This is a genomic window from Bradyrhizobium sp. USDA 4486, assembly GCF_054057995.1.
The window spans coordinates 7798020-7815989 of sequence record NZ_JBSRZV010000001.1 but is presented as its reverse complement, the minus strand read 5'-3'; the positions used below and the strand labels follow the sequence as shown (position 1 = coordinate 7815989).

Sequence of the window (17970 nt, the reverse complement as noted above, 5' to 3'; positions counted from 1 at the left end):
GTGCCGTCTGGTTGGCCCGTCTTCATCAGCCTGCCCTTTGGCTATGTCGTCGGAATTTCCGCCTCACCGAAACCCATGAGACAAACTTGTCGAATGCAGCGACGTCCAGATCAGTGTTCAGATATTCACGACTCTCAATAAACCGGCTTCGAAATACTAACCTTGCGGCCGCGACCCACGGCAACGCCAAAAGGATTTCAACCGCCCGCGCTACCGACTACGGCAGGTCGAATGCGACGGCCTCGACGAAATATTCATAGTTGTTTGCGTTCCCGCGGGCCGCGACCGGATCGGTCAACGCCAGTGCCCGCGACGAAGCCACATCGAGCGCGAAGTCCTGCGTCGCTCCCGTCAGGCCAAAATGGGTCATCTCGTGAACCAGGGTGCCGGGCTTGGAATCGAATCCGCTATCCGGCGCGTTCCAGAAGAACGTCCCCAGTTTGATGACAAACGGATCACTCGGGAGAACGTGCGCATAGACGTCTCCAAGGGTGGGATAGGTCGAGTTGTCGCAAAGATAGGCGGGATCGCCCGCCAGCGTCAGGACCCGTTGCAGGACACCCTTGGCCGTCTGCGCATCGCTGGACGAGTGAACGCCAAGCCAGGTCGTCGCCTTGTCATCAGCGCTGTCCAACGCCGATATCGCGGTGGTCACGGCCTGTCTGGCGACGCCCATGGCGCTTTTCGCCGTCACCAAATCTGCTCCCGCGCAGGGAGGCGAAGCCGCGATGACCGACGACGAGACCCACGGCATTCCAACGGCAGCAAGAGTGAAAATTAAAACGGCATGTCTTCCCGCAAACAAAGGCAGCCTGAAATGACGTAGCATTGCCCCCTCCAACCTCAGGTCTATCTTCTTTCCTTCTTAGTGAATTTGCAAGCACCGGTTGCGCCCTTGGACCTCCCGAATCCGCTGCAGCGCACAATGTCGGCTGGTGCGACAATGCGCGGCCACTCGCAATTACCGGCTGAGCAGCGACAGCTGGCAAACGGGCAACTTCGAACATGACTTTTCGAGAGAGCATCGCTGCTACTGATCGATCGCGCCACTAGCTAGGGATGAGCGATGGTGATTGGCGGTGCTGGCGCTACCGCTAAAACCTGACCGGGGCGTAGCACGTGACGAGGATCGTGCTATCGACTACTCGCTTAATAGTCCGCACCTAGGCGGCTGTGGTGGCGGCTTGTCACCTTTGTTTTTCAGCTCGTCTTTCGCAGCGTCGAGCACGACATCAATTGCGAATCCTTTGCCCGTACTGCTCCTCCCACGCCTAACGCTTTGCTTTGACCTCAAGGGACGTGAGATAGTTGCGGTCGATCTTCATGCGGCCACAATGTCGCGCGGGTTTACCGCCGTATCCCCACCCTCCCTCTTGCATCATCAACTGCGTGCTACAATGGAGCCATGCAGAAGAAAAAGGAGCTACTAAAACAGGTTCGCATTTATTAGAAAGAGCATGGCATTTTGCGCCGCTTGGTCGGCCGCAAGCACCTTGGCAAGTCGAAAGACGACTACAGGATCGCTGACGCAATTCGCGATCTGATAGTCCGCTAAGCACAAGCACGATCCCACGTTGGCCGGTATGGGGGGCTAGAGGCCGGATCGTGCAGGCCCAGCAATTGGCGGCAATCTGGCCCGCCGATTCAAACCGCGCTGATTGTTTCCGGTTCTAGTCGCGCGTGAGGCAAGCTTTCCAGCGTACGTCCTGCCAGACCTCCAGCGACGGAGGCTTTGCGAGCAGAGATGTGAGCCTCGCGCTTGGCACCTTCGTCATCGACCGCGACAAGCTGATACGAGGCAGAGCGCCACGACGGAGTGATCCACCTGATGAGCCACGAAAGGGATCACCTTTTTGCGCACACAGGCCCTCTAATGCCGGAGGTGCTCCAATAATCGATTGTGCGCAGTTCTTCCCTAATGCGAGGTCTCTCTGACATTTAGGTACTGATCGGCGCCGCGACGCCCCTTACGAGGCCCCATCACCTCTCGGCAGATGGATGCAATTCGTCCTTTTTGCACGCCACAGCTACCCGGCAGCTATGCTTAAGCTCGAGATCTCTTTGTTCCTGGAGAAGCCTGCGCTTCTGTTGTCTCAGCGGGTCACGGTTCGGGCAAAGGCATGGGCGGGAAGACTCCGATCGAGGCATTAGGGGTGCCAGACGGTGGCAAGCAGCTGCACGCTACGAAGCGGCCACGCAAAAACCGTGGCATGCCGCCGCCCGCGACGTTCGATATCGATACGCTGCCCGGTAGCTCCAATTTGACGGCATTGGAAACGGCCGCGGTCATCCGGCGCACACCTGGCGCGCTGGAGCAGTGGCGGCGCGACCCGAACCACCCGCTGAAATGGCGCTACGTCGATGGCCGGCCACTCTATCGTGTCGATGCGGTTCGCGACTATCTGGCCCAGTGCGACAAAACCACTAAGACGCCTCAGCCGCATAGTGCTCACGGAGACGCCCGAGGAGCTCGGCCTTGATCAGATCAAGCGGGTTCGTCCGTTGCAGGCGCACGATCTTGCCGCCCCGTTTCGCGCCGACCAACTCCGCAATGTAGTCGTGAGCCGCTTCGAACGCCATCTTGCGGATGATCCATTGTTCGTCGTGATTGTAGACCTGATCGATTCCGCTTGGCTTTTGCCCAACACACAGCCGCTGGATTTCGTTGTCGTAACCACAGCGTGACATAATAGTGCGCAAGCTGCGCCTTAAGTCATGCATGGTGAACTTGGCGACGCCCGCTTCCTTGACCAGGCGGTTGACCATCTTGGTGAAGCCGGACATCTGGCCGCCGGTCTTTGGTGACGGGAAGACATAGTCGGAGGTTGCCCGCTGGAAATGTTTCGCGGCCGAGAGCACCTCGTCAACCAAGTGAGTGCGCGGCACATCATGGTGCAGCCCCATCTTGGTCCACGCCGCATCGAAGGTGATCCGGTCATCCATAATGTGCTTTCGCCACTCGATCATGGTCGGCTCGCTGCGGCGCGGGCCACCGAGCAGGCACACGCGAGCCAGGAGGCCGAAAGCCCCGAGCTTGCCGGATGCATCCCAGACCTTAATGATCTCCTCATCGGTCAGCGCGCGGCCCTTTGTTCGGCGCCCGACTCTCTGCGCTCGGGTTTCCTTGGGAGCGCGATAGCCAGCGAGCACGTTGTGCTCGACGTAACCTTCGCCGACGCACCATTCGAGGAAGGTATGCACGTGCTTGCGCAAGTCCTTGGCTGCGCCGCGCCTGCCGGTCTTGGTAATCTTGTCGACCGCAGCCATGATCTGCCGTCGCGTCAGGTCCCCCACGCCGCTCTCGGCGTGATCCTTCAGCCCGCGCCGGAGCGCCGACATTGCTGGCTTCCAGTTGACGACTTGACGTTCGGTCAAGGACGTCTGGTAGGGACCATCTTCAACAATGAGCGTCGCGAGCGTGGTGCGCTGTTTCTGTGCTACCTGTTGGCGCCTCTCCTCGCGCTTCGCGTCGTTCGGGTCCAAGCCCTTGACGACCTCGCCTGCGGCGATGGTGGCGGCCTTGCGCGCGGCCTTTTCATTATATTTGGGCCATGCACCGAGGGTCTTGCGCTGGGTCCCCCTCACCCCCGGCTTGGTGAAGAGGTAGACGTCGGCCAGGTCCGGCCGCCCGTGGCGCGCATGCGTAAGGCGAGGCCGGGCAGCTTGTCGTCGTGGAGATAATGCTGCGCCTTACCCGGCGGCAGCGTTGCGTTGCGGATCACCGTATCGGTGAGTGTCAGCTGGTTGGCCGGCTCCGTCATGATTCCTTCCCTCTCTCTGCGCCCGGTGCGCCCCAGAAGGCAGTCAGCCCTCGAACAGAACCGGCTCTCAGACCTCCCCTCATTTTGTGCCCCAAGGGAAAATCCACGGTGGGCACAACGGGGGCATACAAAATGTAGCGAGGCCGCTTATGGGCTCCTATGGTCGCATGGGCCGTAACTTCCCTCAATTAAAGGAGTTTTTACATTCTAACTATGGCCGGATTTGGTTGGCTCGGGTCTACGGATTGTGGTTCACGGGGGAGAGATCCAAGGTTCGATCCTTGCCCGCCCACGAAGCTCGCTACGCGTGCTACGGGCACTCCGCCAAAACAGCCAAGTCAGTTTCGGCTGGAGATTTACCGCACCAGTTTCGCACCAGAAACGGCCTGAACGAGATGCGGCGAACGCGGTCGAACTCGAACGAAAACACAAGAAAATCAGCGATCGCGATCATTGTCCCGCCGCTCATAACGGTCTGGTTGCAGGTTCGAGTCCTGCCGGGCCCACCAAAAAAAATGCATCATACGGACACTGTGAAAACGACTCGATTTCCCTTTAAGAGCGGCTCGATTTCGCTTTGAAAAGACGACTCGATCTCACATCCCGCTGATACGTCTTGCGAATTTCCCGTCGATTTTTCCGATTTTTGAGCGGGAGAAAAAGCGAAGGGATCGTTCAGTGTCTTTGTGTTCCCCAACACGCCTTGCATATCCCGGCTCCAAAGGCCGCACCAGGGAAAAGCCATGAAGCTGATGAAGTTCGTGCTTCATGAGCAGGAAGTCGCCGACGTCGCGTTTCGCGCGATGGTGGAAACCGGCGGTGTTGGCACTGAAGCATTCCGTTGCTTCGCCAGGCGCGATCGCGCCGTCCCACGGTACGAATGGCCGCGCGACGTAGAAAAAAGGGGCTTAGAGACTCAGTGGTGCGAGGGCGTTCCGCAGTGGCGCACTGGAGATTTGCATCAATCCCGCAAACGGCTGACCCAGCTCAAGGATCAAGTAAATCGCCCCGGCAGCCGACAGCGCAAAGATGAGCAGAGAGCCGATGATGATTGCATTTGGTTGGGCAAACAGACTGAAACTTGCAAAGATGATAGTCAGCCAGAAAATCAGCACCACGAGAAATGGCATGGGAATCGAATTGTCCGCCTGCGAGAACAGCAGCAGGCGTGTTTGTGCGATATCGGTGCTGATTTGTATTGCCCGGGCTTGCACCGAGCGTTGGGAATCGTTCGTTGGCGAAAGTTCCTGGAGCTTCGTATAGAACGCTTCGCTTGCAGCGCTTGCCTCGAAAGATGTCATCTTGGCAACATCGGACCTTTTCTCGCGCCACATGCGGTCGGCTAGAATGACGACGCCACGTCGCATGAGATTGCGGGCTGCGCCTGTCTCCGGCCCGTACTGCGCCAGGATTTGGTCTAGCAGGATAATGCTTGCCGTCATCTGATTGACCTGAGAACTCTGCGTGTCGTACGAACTCTTCGCCGAGGCGATGAGCAGGCCGAGCACGAGTGCCGCGATCGTCCCAATGAGGCCTGTACCCAGCCTGACCACATCCTTTGCATCCGCGCTGAGGTGATGGTCCGGCAACTTGTTGCGAAGAAACATACCAAGCAAGGCGCCGGCTGAAATGCACACGAACGTGATGGCCGATATTGCTATTGCGTTCATGATCTATCACTCATGCCTAGCTCAATTGGAGCGCAACTCGCTTAGGCCGCGGAAGCAACTGACGGTTTGTTCGCAAGCAGCGCTCGCCGATCGTGAATCAGGTTCTCCAGCCGGTGTGCCGCCACGTTCAACGTGACGGCATCCACCGCGCTCTCGTCGCCACTCGCGGCTTTGGCACGTTCTGCTTTGAGAATGTTGTCGATCTCCTCTTCGATCGCCGACAGCTCTGCCTCCGTGTCAACGTTCCGGATCCGTCGGGCCAAGGCATAGAGAGTATCCAAAGGACCATGCGGAGTGGCGGGCCCGCCGATCCCGAGGAATTTCCAGGCTGCGGCGAGAACGGTGGCGGCACCTCCCAGCACCATCGGCGTCAAATAGATCCAGTTGCCGTATTCATCCATGAAGCTCTGCGTGGTGCTGTTGTAGACGGCTGCCGCGCCAGGGTGCAGCGGAAGGTATGCATCCTGGTCGGTGCTGGGCGCGGTGATCTGCGCGAAAATCGGCTGCTCGCGGAGCAGATTCCTGCGCGCGCTCATGATCGCTTGCGTGAGGCTGGTTACCAGATCAGTGCCGAGCTTCTTTTGCGCAACCAGGTACAGCGAGGTCCTCAGGGTCGTCAGGTCATCGTCCGGCACCGGCGGCGATCCCCGCAGCGTGCCCTTCGGGACGTCGAAGCTTTCAAAGGCGCGTTCATTCTCTGCAATTGCCCCCGCGGACTCGATTGGGATCAATACCGGGACCTTCTTATGATCGAGCTGGAAAAATCCGCGAACGAGCGAGAGGTACTTTTCGGCGAGCGGGATCACAACAAGCAGGGCACTGACCTGTTTCGACTGAATGGCTTGCCGGACATCCGTCAAAGCAAGGTTCTTGAATGCAACTTTTGCGCTCGCCAGATCGTATTCCCTGGTTAGCACATCGACAATTTTGGCGTTCGCTACTCCACCGATCACGCCGACCGCGCGTCCCTTCAGGCTGCCAATGCTGTCGATGGGCGATCCCGGCGGAGCGATGATCAGCACGACCATATGGCTGACGACGACGACGGCTTGCGCCTGCGACAAGTCGCCGACATCGCCGCGAACCACAGCGAGATCGACCTTACCCGCGGAGAACGCGGCAGCAGCCTCAAGCGCGGTGCCGCTGTCGATGACCTTGAGCCGGACCGGCGCGTTCGTTGAAACGAGCTCGCCTGCTATCGCTGACATTGCCTTGGCCGCCTCGCCGTCGATGGAGCCGACCGCCACGGTCAGCGTTGCCGGGCGGCTGTAGTACCGATAGGCAAGGAGACCTGCGCCTGCCGCAGCAACGACGACGCCGAGAAGCAGGACAAAGCGAAGCCACAGCGGCAGTTTTATCGACATCATGCTCGTCACTCCAAATCCTCGGGCCGATTACCGCCGCTCCGCCAGCAGAGGCCACGATCGCGAAAGCCAGCGCAGCTCGCGTCTCCCATTCCTCGACGAGCAAGGCCTTTAAGCTTCCTGATCTCCTACTTCAGGTCGGCAATAAACTTCAAAGCGGGGATGCTGGACCGGAAGCAGTAGGCGACTGCCCGCGTTGTCATGAATCCAGAGAATCCATTGATCCTTAGCGGTCGTGCACCTCCCGACTGTGGAATCTCGAATACGCTGTCGGCGGCGGCGTTGGGGCGGTGATGACATCCTTGGACTTCGGATTGAGCCCTGCGCCGCCGACGAGCCCGAAGTCGTTCACCCACTCTCGCAGCAGAACTCGTATTGGTTCTCGATCGACGAATTGATCATATACCCAGCAATCCACGTTCGATACCATCCGGCGCCGAGACGGCAGGGGCGGAGATCAGCGCAATAAAGGTCTGCGAAAAACAGCCATTGCAACATCCCCCCGCGCGGGAAGGCATTGCAGATCGCATCTAGCCGTTGCGCCTTGATACAGATCAAACAAGCCGATGGGTGCAGAGGTCGAGCCAGGCCTGTTGTGCGTGCAAGATCAGCGCCGATTTCCCAGTATTTTTAATGGCTTGCAATCGAGTCGTTAACGCCATTCCCTGTTGGAGCGCGCACTTGAGCGGCTGACGCAGGCCACTTGGTCGAAACTCTCGATGGGCCTTCGGACCTGGAGCAACAGGGCCAGCGTGTGCCCGACTGGTTACTCGGTGGGGACGGCCCTGATGCTCTACGCCAATCATCGATGTAGTCGAGACATCGATGCGTTCCTCCACGATCCGCAATATCTCGCCGTGTTGTCGCCGGAGACGACGGACGTATGGAATTGCGACGATTGGGACAAGGCGGCCCAATACCCCAAGCTCAGGTATCCCGAAGGCGAGATCGATTTCATCGTCAGCGGCGCAATCTCTGATCTTGATCCCGTCGAGAAGGAAATCGACCTGACGTCAATTCGAGCGGGGTGGAAGCCAACGATTGCGATCGAACCGCCAGCGGAGATCGCTCTCAAGAAGATGTGCCATGGGGCGACGATGCTAAAGCCTCGCGACATTTTCGACATCGCAATCATCAAGGAATCGATGGCGGCCCCCTCATCGCAAACTTGGGCGAAGTCGCCTCCACTCCACCGCAGCAGAAACGTCTCGCAGCAGCGTTTCGACACTGGCCGCGATCTCCAGCAAGCGCCGGTCGGCGTTCCTACGACCGATCAGCATCAGACCGACGGGAAGACCGTCGAGCGGCAATGGCAGCGAAATCGACGGGCAGTCGAGCAAGTTGGCGATGCGTGGATTGCGCAGGACAAGACCGTTGAGTTCATGAAATGTCGCATCCTCCGCAACAGCGGAGAGAAGCGGCGCACGGATCGGCGTCGTCGGCAGGACGAAAACCTCATTGTTGCCGAAGGATTGTTCGAAGAACTGGATCGCCGCCTGCCGTAGCCGCACCATGCGCACATAGTCCGTGCCGAGGATGCTGGCGCCGGCTTCGATGCGAACCCGCGTTCGGGGATCGAGACCGTCCAGCCCGGGCAGGCCCAGACCGCGCAGCGTCGCGCCAACCTCGATTGAGGGAAAAGTGCCGATCTTGTCGATCTCTACGATGTCATCGAGAGTCGACTCGATCGATCCCTCCTCTATCCGCAAACCACCAGATCGAAGCCGCTCTATGGCGGCCTCGAACGCGCCGAGCACGTCCGGCTCGCAGCGATGAAACAGCCGCCCGCGGGCAACGACAAGGCGGAACGTGCCGGCAGGGGCCGGGCGCAGCCGCGCTGGCGTGCCTTCACCTGAAAGGACCTGATCAGCGACGAAGCAATCGGCGACATTCGCCGCGATCGGGCCGATCGTGTCGAGGCTCGAGGATAGCGAGAATGCGCCGGCGGTCGGCACGAAACCGCTGGTCGGCTTGAAACCGACCGCGCCCGACAGCGCAGCCGGGATTCGGAGAGAACCGCCGGTATCGCTGCCGATGGCGATGTCGGCCATGCCGTCGATCACCGACACCACCGCGCCTGATGACGAGCCCCCCGGCACGCGCTCGCGGTCTCGCGGGTTGCCCGGCGTTCCATCATGCGGGTTCGTTCCGAGCGCGGAGAAGGCAAACTCCGTCATCTGGGTCTTGCCAATGACGATGGCACCTGCAGCCCGCAGCCGCTGCACGACTTCAGCGTCCTCAAGGGCCGGCGGCAGACGGCGCAACACGGCGGATCCGGAGCTCGTGACCGTGCCCGCGACGTCGAACAACGCCTTCACCGAAACGATGCGACCATCGAGCGGACCGCGGGGCGCTCCGGCAGTAGCGCGGCGATCCGCAGCCTCGGCCTCCCACCTGGCGCTGTCTGCGAAAACGGCCGTAAACACGCTCCTTGCTTCAGGCGAGCGAATACGTGCAAGTGCCGCCTCGAGCCGTGCCACGGCGGAAGGCTGCGATCGATCCTGCGTTGCTGCCATCAGACGCGCTCGAGGGGAGAACGATCAGGAGACGACCGGGAGGACGTCCATGTCGTAACCATGGGTCAGGGTCCTGTTGAGGACCGGATCCTTCAGCTCCATCTCGAAACGCGTTCCCGGCCGAATGCCGCCGATCGCGCCCGGCGTACCGCAGAACATCAGCGTGCCGCCGGGCAGTGTGTCCGTTCCGTTGTAGCGACGAATGAGATCGCGCGGCGTCCTGAGAGCGGAAACACGGCTTTCCTGGTAGAGAATCCGTTTTCCGTCGATCGTCGCCCACGAGCGAAGGACCAATTCATCCCAATGCCGATCCACGTCGGCATAGGACCAGAGCTGAGGGCCGACCGGCTTGCCGCAGAGCTGCTTCGAAAGCGCGATGCCCGAAGCTTCGGCCTTGCGGTCGGTATGGTCGGATCCGATGCCGACCCAGAGCCCGTCAGCCATCGCGACAATGACCGGCTCGACCTCGCCGGAACTGTCCGGGCCGAGGACGGTCAGCTGGCTTTCCTGGGTCAGGGTTTGTGCGGCGACTCGATAGTAGAGTGGTGTCATCGAAGGGCGCGGGATGCCGAGCGCGGCGAGCTCCTCGATATGGTGCTCGATCGCCGCGGCATCCCTGCCCGCCCAGCCGGCAATGACGAGAGAGTTGATCTCGACACTGACGCGGTCGGTCCTGTCGTTTGCGACGCGGTCAAATTGCAGCAGCATGGGAGGGCCTACTCTTGGTCGATGTGGTCAGGATTTCGCCGCGCTCGATCTGCAGCGTCCTGTCGGCGATCCGATCGAGCAGCGCCGGCGACGATTCGGTGATCAGCATGGCAAGCTCGGGCCGGTGCTTGCGCAATTCGCCAAGCGTGCGCGCATAGTCGAGCGCGAGGGCCGGCGCCAGGCCCTGGAAAGGTTCGTCGAGCAACAGAACCTTGCGCGCCACCGTCAGTGCGCGGCCCAGCGCGACCATCTTTCCCTGCCCACCGGACACGCCGCCCGCGGGCCTGGAGCGCATCACGTGCAATTCAGGCAATAGCTGATAGATTTCGTCCAGCCTGCGAGCGATCTCGGCCCGATCGAGCTTCAACGCCAGCGCCGGCAGACGGATGTTCTCCTCGACGCTCAACTCCGAAATCAGGCGACGGTCCTCCGGCGCGTAGCCGATGCCGGCACGGGCGCGCGTGTGGGCAGGCCTGCGGCCGAGATCGTCGGCATCGAGCCGGATCGAACCCTCGTCATGCCCGATGAGTCCCATGATCGCGCGTAGCGTCGTGGTCTTGCCGGCACCGTTGCGGCCGATCAACACGGTCGTCTTGCCCGCGACGATCTCGCAACTGACCGCGCGCAGCACGCGGACGCCCTCGATCGAGACGCTGACCTTGTCGAGATTGAGCATCAGGCAACTCCCACGACACGTTGGCGGACTTGCGCGTTGCTGAACACCTCGTCGGGCCGCCCCTCAGCCATGATGTTGCCGGCGTTCCACACCAGGACCCGGCTTGCGTAACGCGCGACGACGTCCATATCGTGCTCGACGAACAGTGCGGTGATGCGGCGCTGGCGCAGCGCCCCCATCAGGGCCTCCATCAGCGGGAAGCGTTCGAGAGCGCTGACGCCACTGGTCGGCTCGTCGAGCAGCAGAAGGCGCGGCCTCAGCGCCAGCGCAACGGCAATGTCGAGCAGCTTGCGGTGCCCTTCGGGAAGCGTGCTGCTGATCCGGTCGGCATCGCCAGCGAGACCGACGAGGTCGAGCAACGCCGTTGCCTCATTGCGTCGCTTCGCGGTCTCGAGCGGGCGGACCGCGCTCCACAGGCCGTCCGTTGCCGCCAGCGCCAGCATCATGTTGTCGATCACGCGCTGTGCCGAGAAGAGCTGCGGGATCTGGAATGCGCGGGCGACACCGCGGCGCGCGATGGCGCGCGGCGACAGACGGGTGATGTCGTCACCGTCGAGCAGCACGCTGCCGGATCTCGGACGGATATAGCCCGTGCAGATGTTGAGCAGCGTCGTCTTGCCCGACCCGTTCGGGCCGATGATCGCGAGGAACTCGCCGTCATGAACCGCGATGCTGACGTCGTCGGCGGCCCTGACACCATTGAATGAGACGTGGAGACCCCTGGCTTCCAGGATGGGACGCGTCATAGGCTCGCCGCCTCCTTGCGCGCGAACAGTCCATAGACTCCTTGCGGCATGAACACGATCACGATGATCAGCGTCATGCCCACGATCAAATTCCAGGAATCCGTAACTGTCACCGCTGCGCTGTGCAGCAGTTCCAGGAACACGGCGCCTATGAACGCGCCCGGAACACCGCCGATGCCGCCAAGGACGGCGATGAGCACGAGGTGACCGGATGCGGTCCAGAACGCGAATTCCGGGACCACGCGACCGATCGCAAACCCGGCGATCGCGCCGCCAAGGCCGGCGAGCGCCGCCGAGACGACGTAGGCGATCAGCAGGATCGCCCAGACCGGGATGCCCAAATATTCGAGCCGGATCTCGTTGGTGTGCACGGCCGAGAGGGCATGACCGAGCGGGCTGTTCAGGTAGCGCTGCACGGCAAGACCGACGAGCACCATCAGCCCCAGGCTGAGATAGAACAGCACGCCTTTGAAAGCCGGTTCGCCAAGCAGAACGCCAAAGATTGCCGGGACCGGCACCGGCATGCCGTCGGTCCCGCCGGTGACGCCGTACAATTTTGCGCACAGCGCGTAAAACACCATCGAGACCGCGAGATTCAACATCGCGAAGAAGATCGCGCGATAGCGGACGAGAAACGATCCGGCGATGGCGCCCACGACGGCGCCGCCCAGCACCGACAGAATCAGCAGCAGCCCAAGATCGTTGACGCCGGCGCGCGCCAGGAACGCGACCGCATAGGCGCTCGCGGCAAAGAACATGGCATGACCGATCGAGATCAGCCCGGCGCGGAGCAGCACGGCGACGCCGAGGGCCGCAAATCCCTTGGCGATCGCCAGAGTCAGGACGAATTGAAGCCAGGGCGCGGCCACAGGCAACAGCGCGAGGACGAGGACCGCCGCGGCGGCCGTGATCGTTCGCATCATATCCTCCGCGCGGTTACCGATCCGAACAGCCCGTAGGGACGGATCAGGAGAACGACAAGCATCGCCGCATAGGGTGCGACGGCATCCAGCGACGGCGCCAGATATATCGCGAGCACGCGCGCCAGGCCGACGATCAAAGAGGCCAATGCGGCCCCCTCGATCTGTCCGAGCCCTCCGATCGCCGCGACCGCGAAGGCGAGCACCATGGTGTCGGCGCCGAGGCCCGGCGCGATGCCCGAGGTCGGCGTCGCCAGCGCGCCGCCCAATGCGGCGAGAAACACGCCGACAGAGAACGCCAGGATGAAGATCCGGTTGGTATCGATGCCGATCGACTGCGCCATCTCGCGATCAGTAACCACGGCCGTGATCAGGCGGCCCAACCGGGTGTGGTTGATCAGGAGTCGCAGGCCGATGACGACGAGGAGCGCCATGCCGACCAGGAGGATCTGGTAGTTGAGATAGACGACGCCACCGATGCTCGTGGTGCCGAGCAATCGCATCGGCGCGTCTTCGTAGAAAGATTGCACGCCAAAGATCACGCGCTGGAGATCCTCCAGGATGAGGAACAGCCCGAACGTGATCAGGATCTGCACGGCCTCCGACTTGCCATAGGTCCAGCGGACGAGCCCCCGTTCGATCAACGGACCGAAGATCGCCGCGACGCACACGGCACTGAACAGGAGCGCCAGGAACGACCAATACGGGTTGAGCTGCCGGCTGGCGATGAACAGGCAGATCGAGGCCGCGACATAGCCGCCAATCGAATAGAGGCTGCCATGGGCAACATTGAGGACGCGCAGCACGCTGAAGACGAGCGTCAGGCCGACCGCCGCGAAGAAGATCAACGCGGCACTCGCCAGACTGTCCAGCAACAGGGGGATGATTGCATTCAACATCGGCTCACGCCTTCCGTGATTGGAATCAGGTGAACGTGGTCCCGATCTATTTGTAGCTGCCCGGCTTCGGCAGGCTTTTGGCGAACGCGGGCCTGAGCGTCGCGATCCAGGCCAGCGGATCTTGACCTGCCTGCGGCATCAGGCTGTCGCCCTTGTAGCGGACCATGTCGCCAATGATGGGAAACTGCTGCGCCGACGTCTTTACGGTCACGCCGACGATCTGGTCGACAAGGCCGTCATTGTCGGCCCGCGTCTGCGCGGTGCCGGTCAGGGTCTCGACCTTGCTGCCCTTCATGGCGTCGGCGAGCTCGGCACGCGTCGGCCATTTGCCGCCGTTCTTCTGCATCGCGGCCTCGTAGGCGGCTTTCACATAGATCAGCGCGTTGGCCATCTTGATCGACGGGAACACCGGATACTCACCGAAGCGCGCTTTATAGGCTTCGGCGAACTTCACGGTCTCCGGCTTGGCCCTGGCGTCCGGCGACATCCACCAGCCGTCGCCGAGAACGCCGACGATCACGCCGTCGGGCAACGGCACGCGTTGCAGTACGGTCTCGCCGAGCGCCAGGATCACCTGACTGGAGGTGAAGATCCCACGCGGTGCGGCCTGACGAACGAAGTTCTCGAGATCGGCGCCCCAAAGGTTGGAGAAAACGACATCAGGGCGCGCGGTGGCGAGGCGCGAGATTTCGGTCTGGTAGTTCGGCGATCCCAGCTTCGGATAGAGCTCCGCGACGATCTCTACGTCCGGCTTCAGGGCTTTCAGCGCCGCTGTGAATATCTTTGCTGCGTCGTGGCCGAACGCATAGTCCGGGTTGATGATCGCAACCGTCTTCACGTCAGGCTTGTGATCGAGCAGGTAGATCGCGTAGGCGATGAATTCGGGTACGGTGTTGCCGTTCGGGCGAAACACATATTTGCTCTTGCCATCCATGAGCAGCTGATGGGTATCGCAGTTCCAGCCAACAGTGGGAACCTCGAGCTGCTCCGCGAGCGGCGCCAGTGCCAGGCAATTGGCGCTCGACAAGGCGGCGACCATCACCTGGTTCTTCGCGTCCCCGGCGAGCCGCCGATACTCCGCGATCACGCCTTGCGCGCCCTGCGCCTCGTCGACATAGGTCGCGCTGACCGGCACGCCTCCGATGCCGCCCTTTGCATTGATCTCGTCGATCATGAGGTCGGCCGCGTTCTTACCCGGCATGCCGTAGGCGGCGGCAGGACCGGATGTGAACGTGAAGATGCCCAGTCCCAACGCGCTCGGCTTTTCCTGTGCCGCGACCGGGGTCGCCGCCACGATGCCGATTGCAAGCGCGCCTGCAAGACCATCAACCACCAGCCGGACTTTGCTGCGCGGCAACCCGCGATCAAGCCTGAAGAGCCGTTCAAACGACGACAGGCAACGTGCAACGATGATGGACATACCTTTGGACGTCATGACTCCCCCTGAGCCGGTCAAAATGAGTTGTGCAGCGACGATCCGGCATCACACCGGATCGAAATAATGGATCTCCAGAAGCAGGCAGCCGTTTGCGGACTTGAACGGGCCATGCGGCGCGTGCGGCGGCCGGCAGGCATAGGTATTCGGCGGGAAGCTCTTGCCGCCCTCGCCGTTCGCGTCGTTGCCGACGATCAGGTCGCCCGAGACGAGATAGACCTCTTCCCAATATTCGTGCGAGAACGGTGCTGTCGTGTAGACGCCGGGCTCGAAGCGGAGCAGTCGCGTCCGCGTCCCGCGCCGGTTCTCCTCGTCCAGTCCACCCGCGATGATCTTCTGCTGGATTCCGGGCGGATAACCCGCCGGCACTTCCCAGCCGGTCGCCATATCAAGCGTATGGAATTCGTCGTGCTTCTTGTTGACGGGCATGAATTGTCTCCTTCGGATCAGGCGGCTTTGCTGGCGGTCGAGACGCCATTGAGATCGTAGGAATCGAGCATGGTCTGGACGAGCCGGTCGGCGCCCGCCCAGTCGTAGGTGCGATAGGAGTGGCCCTTGGTGACGAAGGTCGCGCCGGCGTAGAACATCTCGTATTGCTGGTGGCGCGAGCCGAACTCGGAGCCGACGGCATCCCAGGCGAGCTTGTAAAATTTCACGCGGTCATGCGAATTGGCCTTCGGCGACTGCTGGGTCTTGCCGATGAGCGCCGCGATCTCGGGGTTGTCGAAGTCCGCGACCGACGAGGGCAGCATGATCATGCCGCCGCCGGCGAGTTCGCGAAGCGTGTTGATGACGTGTCCATAGAGCTGCTGCGTCAGCACCTGCGCGGAGTAGAGCGTGTGCCGGTCCGGGATGAAATAAGGACCGACCTGCGTGCCCTTGGCCTCCATCGCAGCCACCAGCGCGTCGACCATGCCGGTCTCGGCCGCGAGCTGGCCGAGCATTTCGCGCACCTGCGGGAACTGGGTGACGCCGTTCATGTCGGCGGTCCGATGCGCAAGGCCGGTGAGGAATTTGAGCTTCACGCTCAACCGCACCATCGCCTGGTAATTCTGATAGACGTGGCAAGGCGTGGCGTGAAACTGCTTCTGGCACATTTCGACGTTGCCTTCGATGAAGACGCGATCCCACGACACCTTCACATCGTCGAAATAGAGCACCGAGTCGTTCTCGTCGAAGCGGCTCGACAACGGATTGTCGAACACGGCGCCGGCGGCGTCCTCGTAGGATTTGCGCGACAGCATCTTGAGGCCCCTCGTATTCATCGGGATCGCGAAGGACATCGCGTAGCGCTCTTCGCCCGGACGCATCGGCTGGATGGTCGTGACGAAGACCTCGTCGGCAACCACGCCGCCGGTGGCGAGCATCTTGGCACCGCGGATCGTGATCCCCTCCGCGTCGCGGTCGACCACGCCGGCGGTGAGGAACGGATCGGCCTGTTCGGCCGCACCCTTCGAACGATCGGCCTGCGGATTGATGATGACGTAGGTGAGGTAGAGGTCCTTGTCGCGGGCGTATCGGTAGTAGCTCTCGAGCGCGCCGGCGCGGGCAGGATCATACGACTTGAAGACGTCCAGACCCATGTAGAGCCCGGAGATACAGGACGCTACATGGTCCGGGGCCCGGCCCATGAAGCCGGCATGCAGCGAGGCCCACGCCTCCAGCGCCTTTCGCCGCGTCATGAGCTCGGCATAGGAGGTCGGAAGCTGCCAGATGCGGTTGGCGCGACCTGCGCCCGTGTCGAACGTCATCAGCTCCGAATTCTCGGGCGCGCTCGCGAAGTCGAACAAGCCGGCCATGGAGCCGGCGAGATTGCGAAAGGCGCGGTGCGTCGTGACATCGCCGACCGAGGCGCCGTTGATGTAGATGGCGCGGCCGTCCTTCAGGCCTGACAGATATTCCTTTGCGCTGCGCATGGCGGTTTCTCCGGTTCGAAACTAGTAGTGAATGGGAAGTGGCCAGCTCGGCTCGCGCTGGGTTTCATCGACGAGATCGCGATATCGACCACGAAAGAAGATCAGGGGAGCGGCTGCCTCGGCGCGGCTCGCGTGCCTGATGACGCGGACGACGAAGATCACGTGGTCGCCACCCTCGTAGACCGCGTAGGGCGCGCATTCGAAATGCGCCATCGCGCCCGAGATCAGCGGCGCCTCGGCATGGCCGACCGAGGTCTTCACCTGGTCCCACTTGTTCGAGAGAGCGCGTGCGAACTGGTTGGAGATGGCTTCCTGGTCTCGCGCCAAGATGTTCACGGCAAAGCCCCCCGCTTCAAGCATCGCGGGCAAGCTGCGCGCCTTGCGATCGACGCTGAAGAGAACGAGCGGCGGATCGAGCGAGACGGAGTTGAACGAGCTCATGGTCATGCCAATGAGCTCTCCCCCCTTGCCGCGCGCGGTCACCACCGCCACGCCGGTGGCGAATTCGCCGAGAGCACGCCTGAACGCACGATCCTCCATGGACACCCGCCTCGTCGCCTGGCACCTGATTTATAATTCTCAGATAGCTTTCTGACAAAGCTATATGGAAATGTCAAGCCCACTTGCTGGGCGGACGCATGCGTGCTTTTTAAGCAAGCGCGCAATGCCATGGTTTGGCGAGGAGATTGACCGCGTGACCGATGCACTCTTGACGGCGTCGAAACCCGAGCTGCTCGACAAGGAAGGAGACCGCACGCTTCGCGGCCTGCTCTACGACTATTTTGCGTTCGGACGCAGTCTGGAAGCCTGCCGTGAAATATTCGCAGGCTTCGTCGACCTATCGCCTACCCAGTATCTGATCCTGATCGCGATCAAGAATTCGACTGCGGAAGAACCGATGGGCGTGAATCAGGTCGCCGAGCGGCTGTACCTGAGCGGCGCCTTCGTCACCAACGAGATCAACAAACTGGTTTCCGACGACCTGATCGAGAAAAGCCCCCATCCCGAAGATGGACGGAGGGTGCAACTTGCCCTCACCCAGCGCGGAATGAGCCTATTGATCCGCCTTGCCGCCTTGCAGCGACCGGTCAATGACGCGCTGTTTGGAATGCTGACGCGCGAGGAGTTCAAGATGCTGGCCCAGCTGCTGTCCCGGCTTGCCTCAAACGCTGATAGCGCGTTGAAGCTGGCCGTGCATGTGCAGGCTACGCTCAAATTGGAGGATCAGCGGGCCTCCACAGCGAATGCGCCGGACTCCCGCAAGAAGCGGCGCGCGACGCGCCGCAACGGTCGATAACGCCAATCGGACCTTGTCGTTCAGCCTCATCCCGCGGCTCGATTTCGAAGGCGGAAGACGCG

At 61.6% G+C, this 17970-nt stretch carries 15 protein-coding genes and 2 pseudogenes; 3 read left to right on the top strand and 14 right to left on the bottom strand.

The genetic code is table 11. The features are described from left to right. Positions 1 to 217: 217 nt before the first annotated feature. A complete protein-coding gene (locus ACVWY3_RS36900) occupies positions 218 to 676 on the bottom strand; it encodes a M35 family metallo-endopeptidase (protein ID WP_456842838.1) in 459 nt (152 codons plus the stop codon). Between ACVWY3_RS36900 and ACVWY3_RS36895 the strand changes: the two genes are divergently transcribed. Then, positions 675 to 821, top strand: a complete 147-nt coding sequence (locus tag ACVWY3_RS36895) for a hypothetical protein (RefSeq protein ID WP_456842837.1) — start codon at positions 675 to 677, stop codon at positions 819 to 821. The genes ACVWY3_RS36900 and ACVWY3_RS36895 overlap by 2 nt on opposite strands. A gap of 1603 nt (positions 822 to 2424) precedes the next feature. Here ACVWY3_RS36895 and ACVWY3_RS36890 read toward each other — a convergent pair. The 3 genes and pseudogenes from ACVWY3_RS36890 to ACVWY3_RS36880 all read right to left on the bottom strand — a co-directional run bounded on the left by ACVWY3_RS36890 (position 2425) and on the right by ACVWY3_RS36880 (position 6798). Continuing rightward, positions 2425 to 3761, bottom strand: a pseudogene (locus ACVWY3_RS36890) (tyrosine-type recombinase/integrase). Positions 3762 to 4669: 908 nt separating this feature from the next. After that, complete coding sequence (locus tag ACVWY3_RS36885) at positions 4670 to 5431, bottom strand: bestrophin-like domain (protein ID WP_456842836.1); 762 nt, start codon at positions 5429 to 5431, stop codon at positions 4670 to 4672. A gap of 41 nt (positions 5432 to 5472) precedes the next feature. Beyond that, positions 5473 to 6798, bottom strand: a complete 1326-nt coding sequence (locus tag ACVWY3_RS36880) for a TAXI family TRAP transporter solute-binding subunit (protein WP_456842835.1) — start codon at positions 6796 to 6798, stop codon at positions 5473 to 5475. 716 nt (positions 6799 to 7514) lie between these two features. On the opposite strand from ACVWY3_RS36880, the pseudogene ACVWY3_RS36875 reads away from it, so the two are divergent. Further along, a pseudogene (locus tag ACVWY3_RS36875) lies at positions 7515 to 8069 on the top strand (nucleotidyl transferase AbiEii/AbiGii toxin family protein); the annotation flags it as partial. On the opposite strand, the gene ACVWY3_RS36870 reads toward ACVWY3_RS36875, so the two are convergent. From ACVWY3_RS36870 to ACVWY3_RS36825, 10 genes are read right to left on the bottom strand one after another with little or no spacing between them, the layout of a single operon-like run. Further along, entirely contained in the window at positions 7953 to 9311 is a 1359-nt protein-coding gene (locus tag ACVWY3_RS36870; protein WP_456842834.1) for an amidase family protein, read from the bottom strand. The pseudogene ACVWY3_RS36875 and the gene ACVWY3_RS36870 overlap by 117 nt on opposite strands. A 24-nt stretch (positions 9312 to 9335) precedes the next feature. Further along, on the bottom strand, positions 9336 to 10019 hold the full coding sequence (locus ACVWY3_RS36865; RefSeq protein WP_456842833.1) for a DUF2848 domain-containing protein: 684 nt from the start codon (positions 10017 to 10019) through the stop codon (positions 9336 to 9338). Next, on the bottom strand, positions 10003 to 10695 hold the full coding sequence (locus tag ACVWY3_RS36860) for an ABC transporter ATP-binding protein (protein WP_456842832.1): 693 nt from the start codon (positions 10693 to 10695) through the stop codon (positions 10003 to 10005). Before ACVWY3_RS36860 ends, ACVWY3_RS36865 begins: the two co-directional genes overlap by 17 nt. After that, the gene (locus tag ACVWY3_RS36855; RefSeq protein ID WP_456842831.1) at positions 10695 to 11441 is read right to left on the bottom strand and encodes an ABC transporter ATP-binding protein; all 747 of its coding nucleotides are present in this window, start codon (positions 11439 to 11441) and stop codon (positions 10695 to 10697) included. The genes ACVWY3_RS36860 and ACVWY3_RS36855 overlap by 1 nt, the downstream gene beginning before the upstream one ends. Beyond that, the gene (locus ACVWY3_RS36850) at positions 11438 to 12361 is read right to left on the bottom strand and encodes a branched-chain amino acid ABC transporter permease (protein ID WP_456842830.1); all 924 of its coding nucleotides are present in this window, start codon (positions 12359 to 12361) and stop codon (positions 11438 to 11440) included. Before ACVWY3_RS36850 ends, ACVWY3_RS36855 begins: the two co-directional genes overlap by 4 nt. Beyond that, positions 12361 to 13260 (bottom strand): branched-chain amino acid ABC transporter permease, encoded by a 900-nt coding sequence (locus ACVWY3_RS36845; protein ID WP_456842829.1) that lies wholly within the window; start codon positions 13258 to 13260, stop codon positions 12361 to 12363. The genes ACVWY3_RS36850 and ACVWY3_RS36845 overlap by 1 nt, the downstream gene beginning before the upstream one ends. A gap of 46 nt (positions 13261 to 13306) precedes the next feature. Beyond that, on the bottom strand, positions 13307 to 14695 hold the full coding sequence (locus ACVWY3_RS36840) for an ABC transporter substrate-binding protein (protein WP_456842828.1): 1389 nt from the start codon (positions 14693 to 14695) through the stop codon (positions 13307 to 13309). A gap of 48 nt (positions 14696 to 14743) precedes the next feature. After that, complete coding sequence (locus tag ACVWY3_RS36835) at positions 14744 to 15124, bottom strand: cupin (protein ID WP_456842827.1); 381 nt, start codon at positions 15122 to 15124, stop codon at positions 14744 to 14746. 17 nt (positions 15125 to 15141) lie between these two features. Next, on the bottom strand, positions 15142 to 16611 hold the full coding sequence (locus ACVWY3_RS36830; RefSeq protein WP_456842826.1) for a 4-hydroxyphenylacetate 3-hydroxylase family protein: 1470 nt from the start codon (positions 16609 to 16611) through the stop codon (positions 15142 to 15144). Between the two features lie 21 nt (positions 16612 to 16632). Beyond that, positions 16633 to 17151 (bottom strand): flavin reductase family protein, encoded by a 519-nt coding sequence (locus ACVWY3_RS36825; RefSeq protein ID WP_456842825.1) that lies wholly within the window; start codon positions 17149 to 17151, stop codon positions 16633 to 16635. A gap of 154 nt (positions 17152 to 17305) precedes the next feature. Between ACVWY3_RS36825 and ACVWY3_RS36820 the strand changes: the two genes are divergently transcribed. After that, a complete protein-coding gene (locus tag ACVWY3_RS36820; protein ID WP_456842824.1) occupies positions 17306 to 17908 on the top strand; it encodes a MarR family winged helix-turn-helix transcriptional regulator in 603 nt (200 codons plus the stop codon). Positions 17909 to 17970 lie beyond the last annotated feature (62 nt).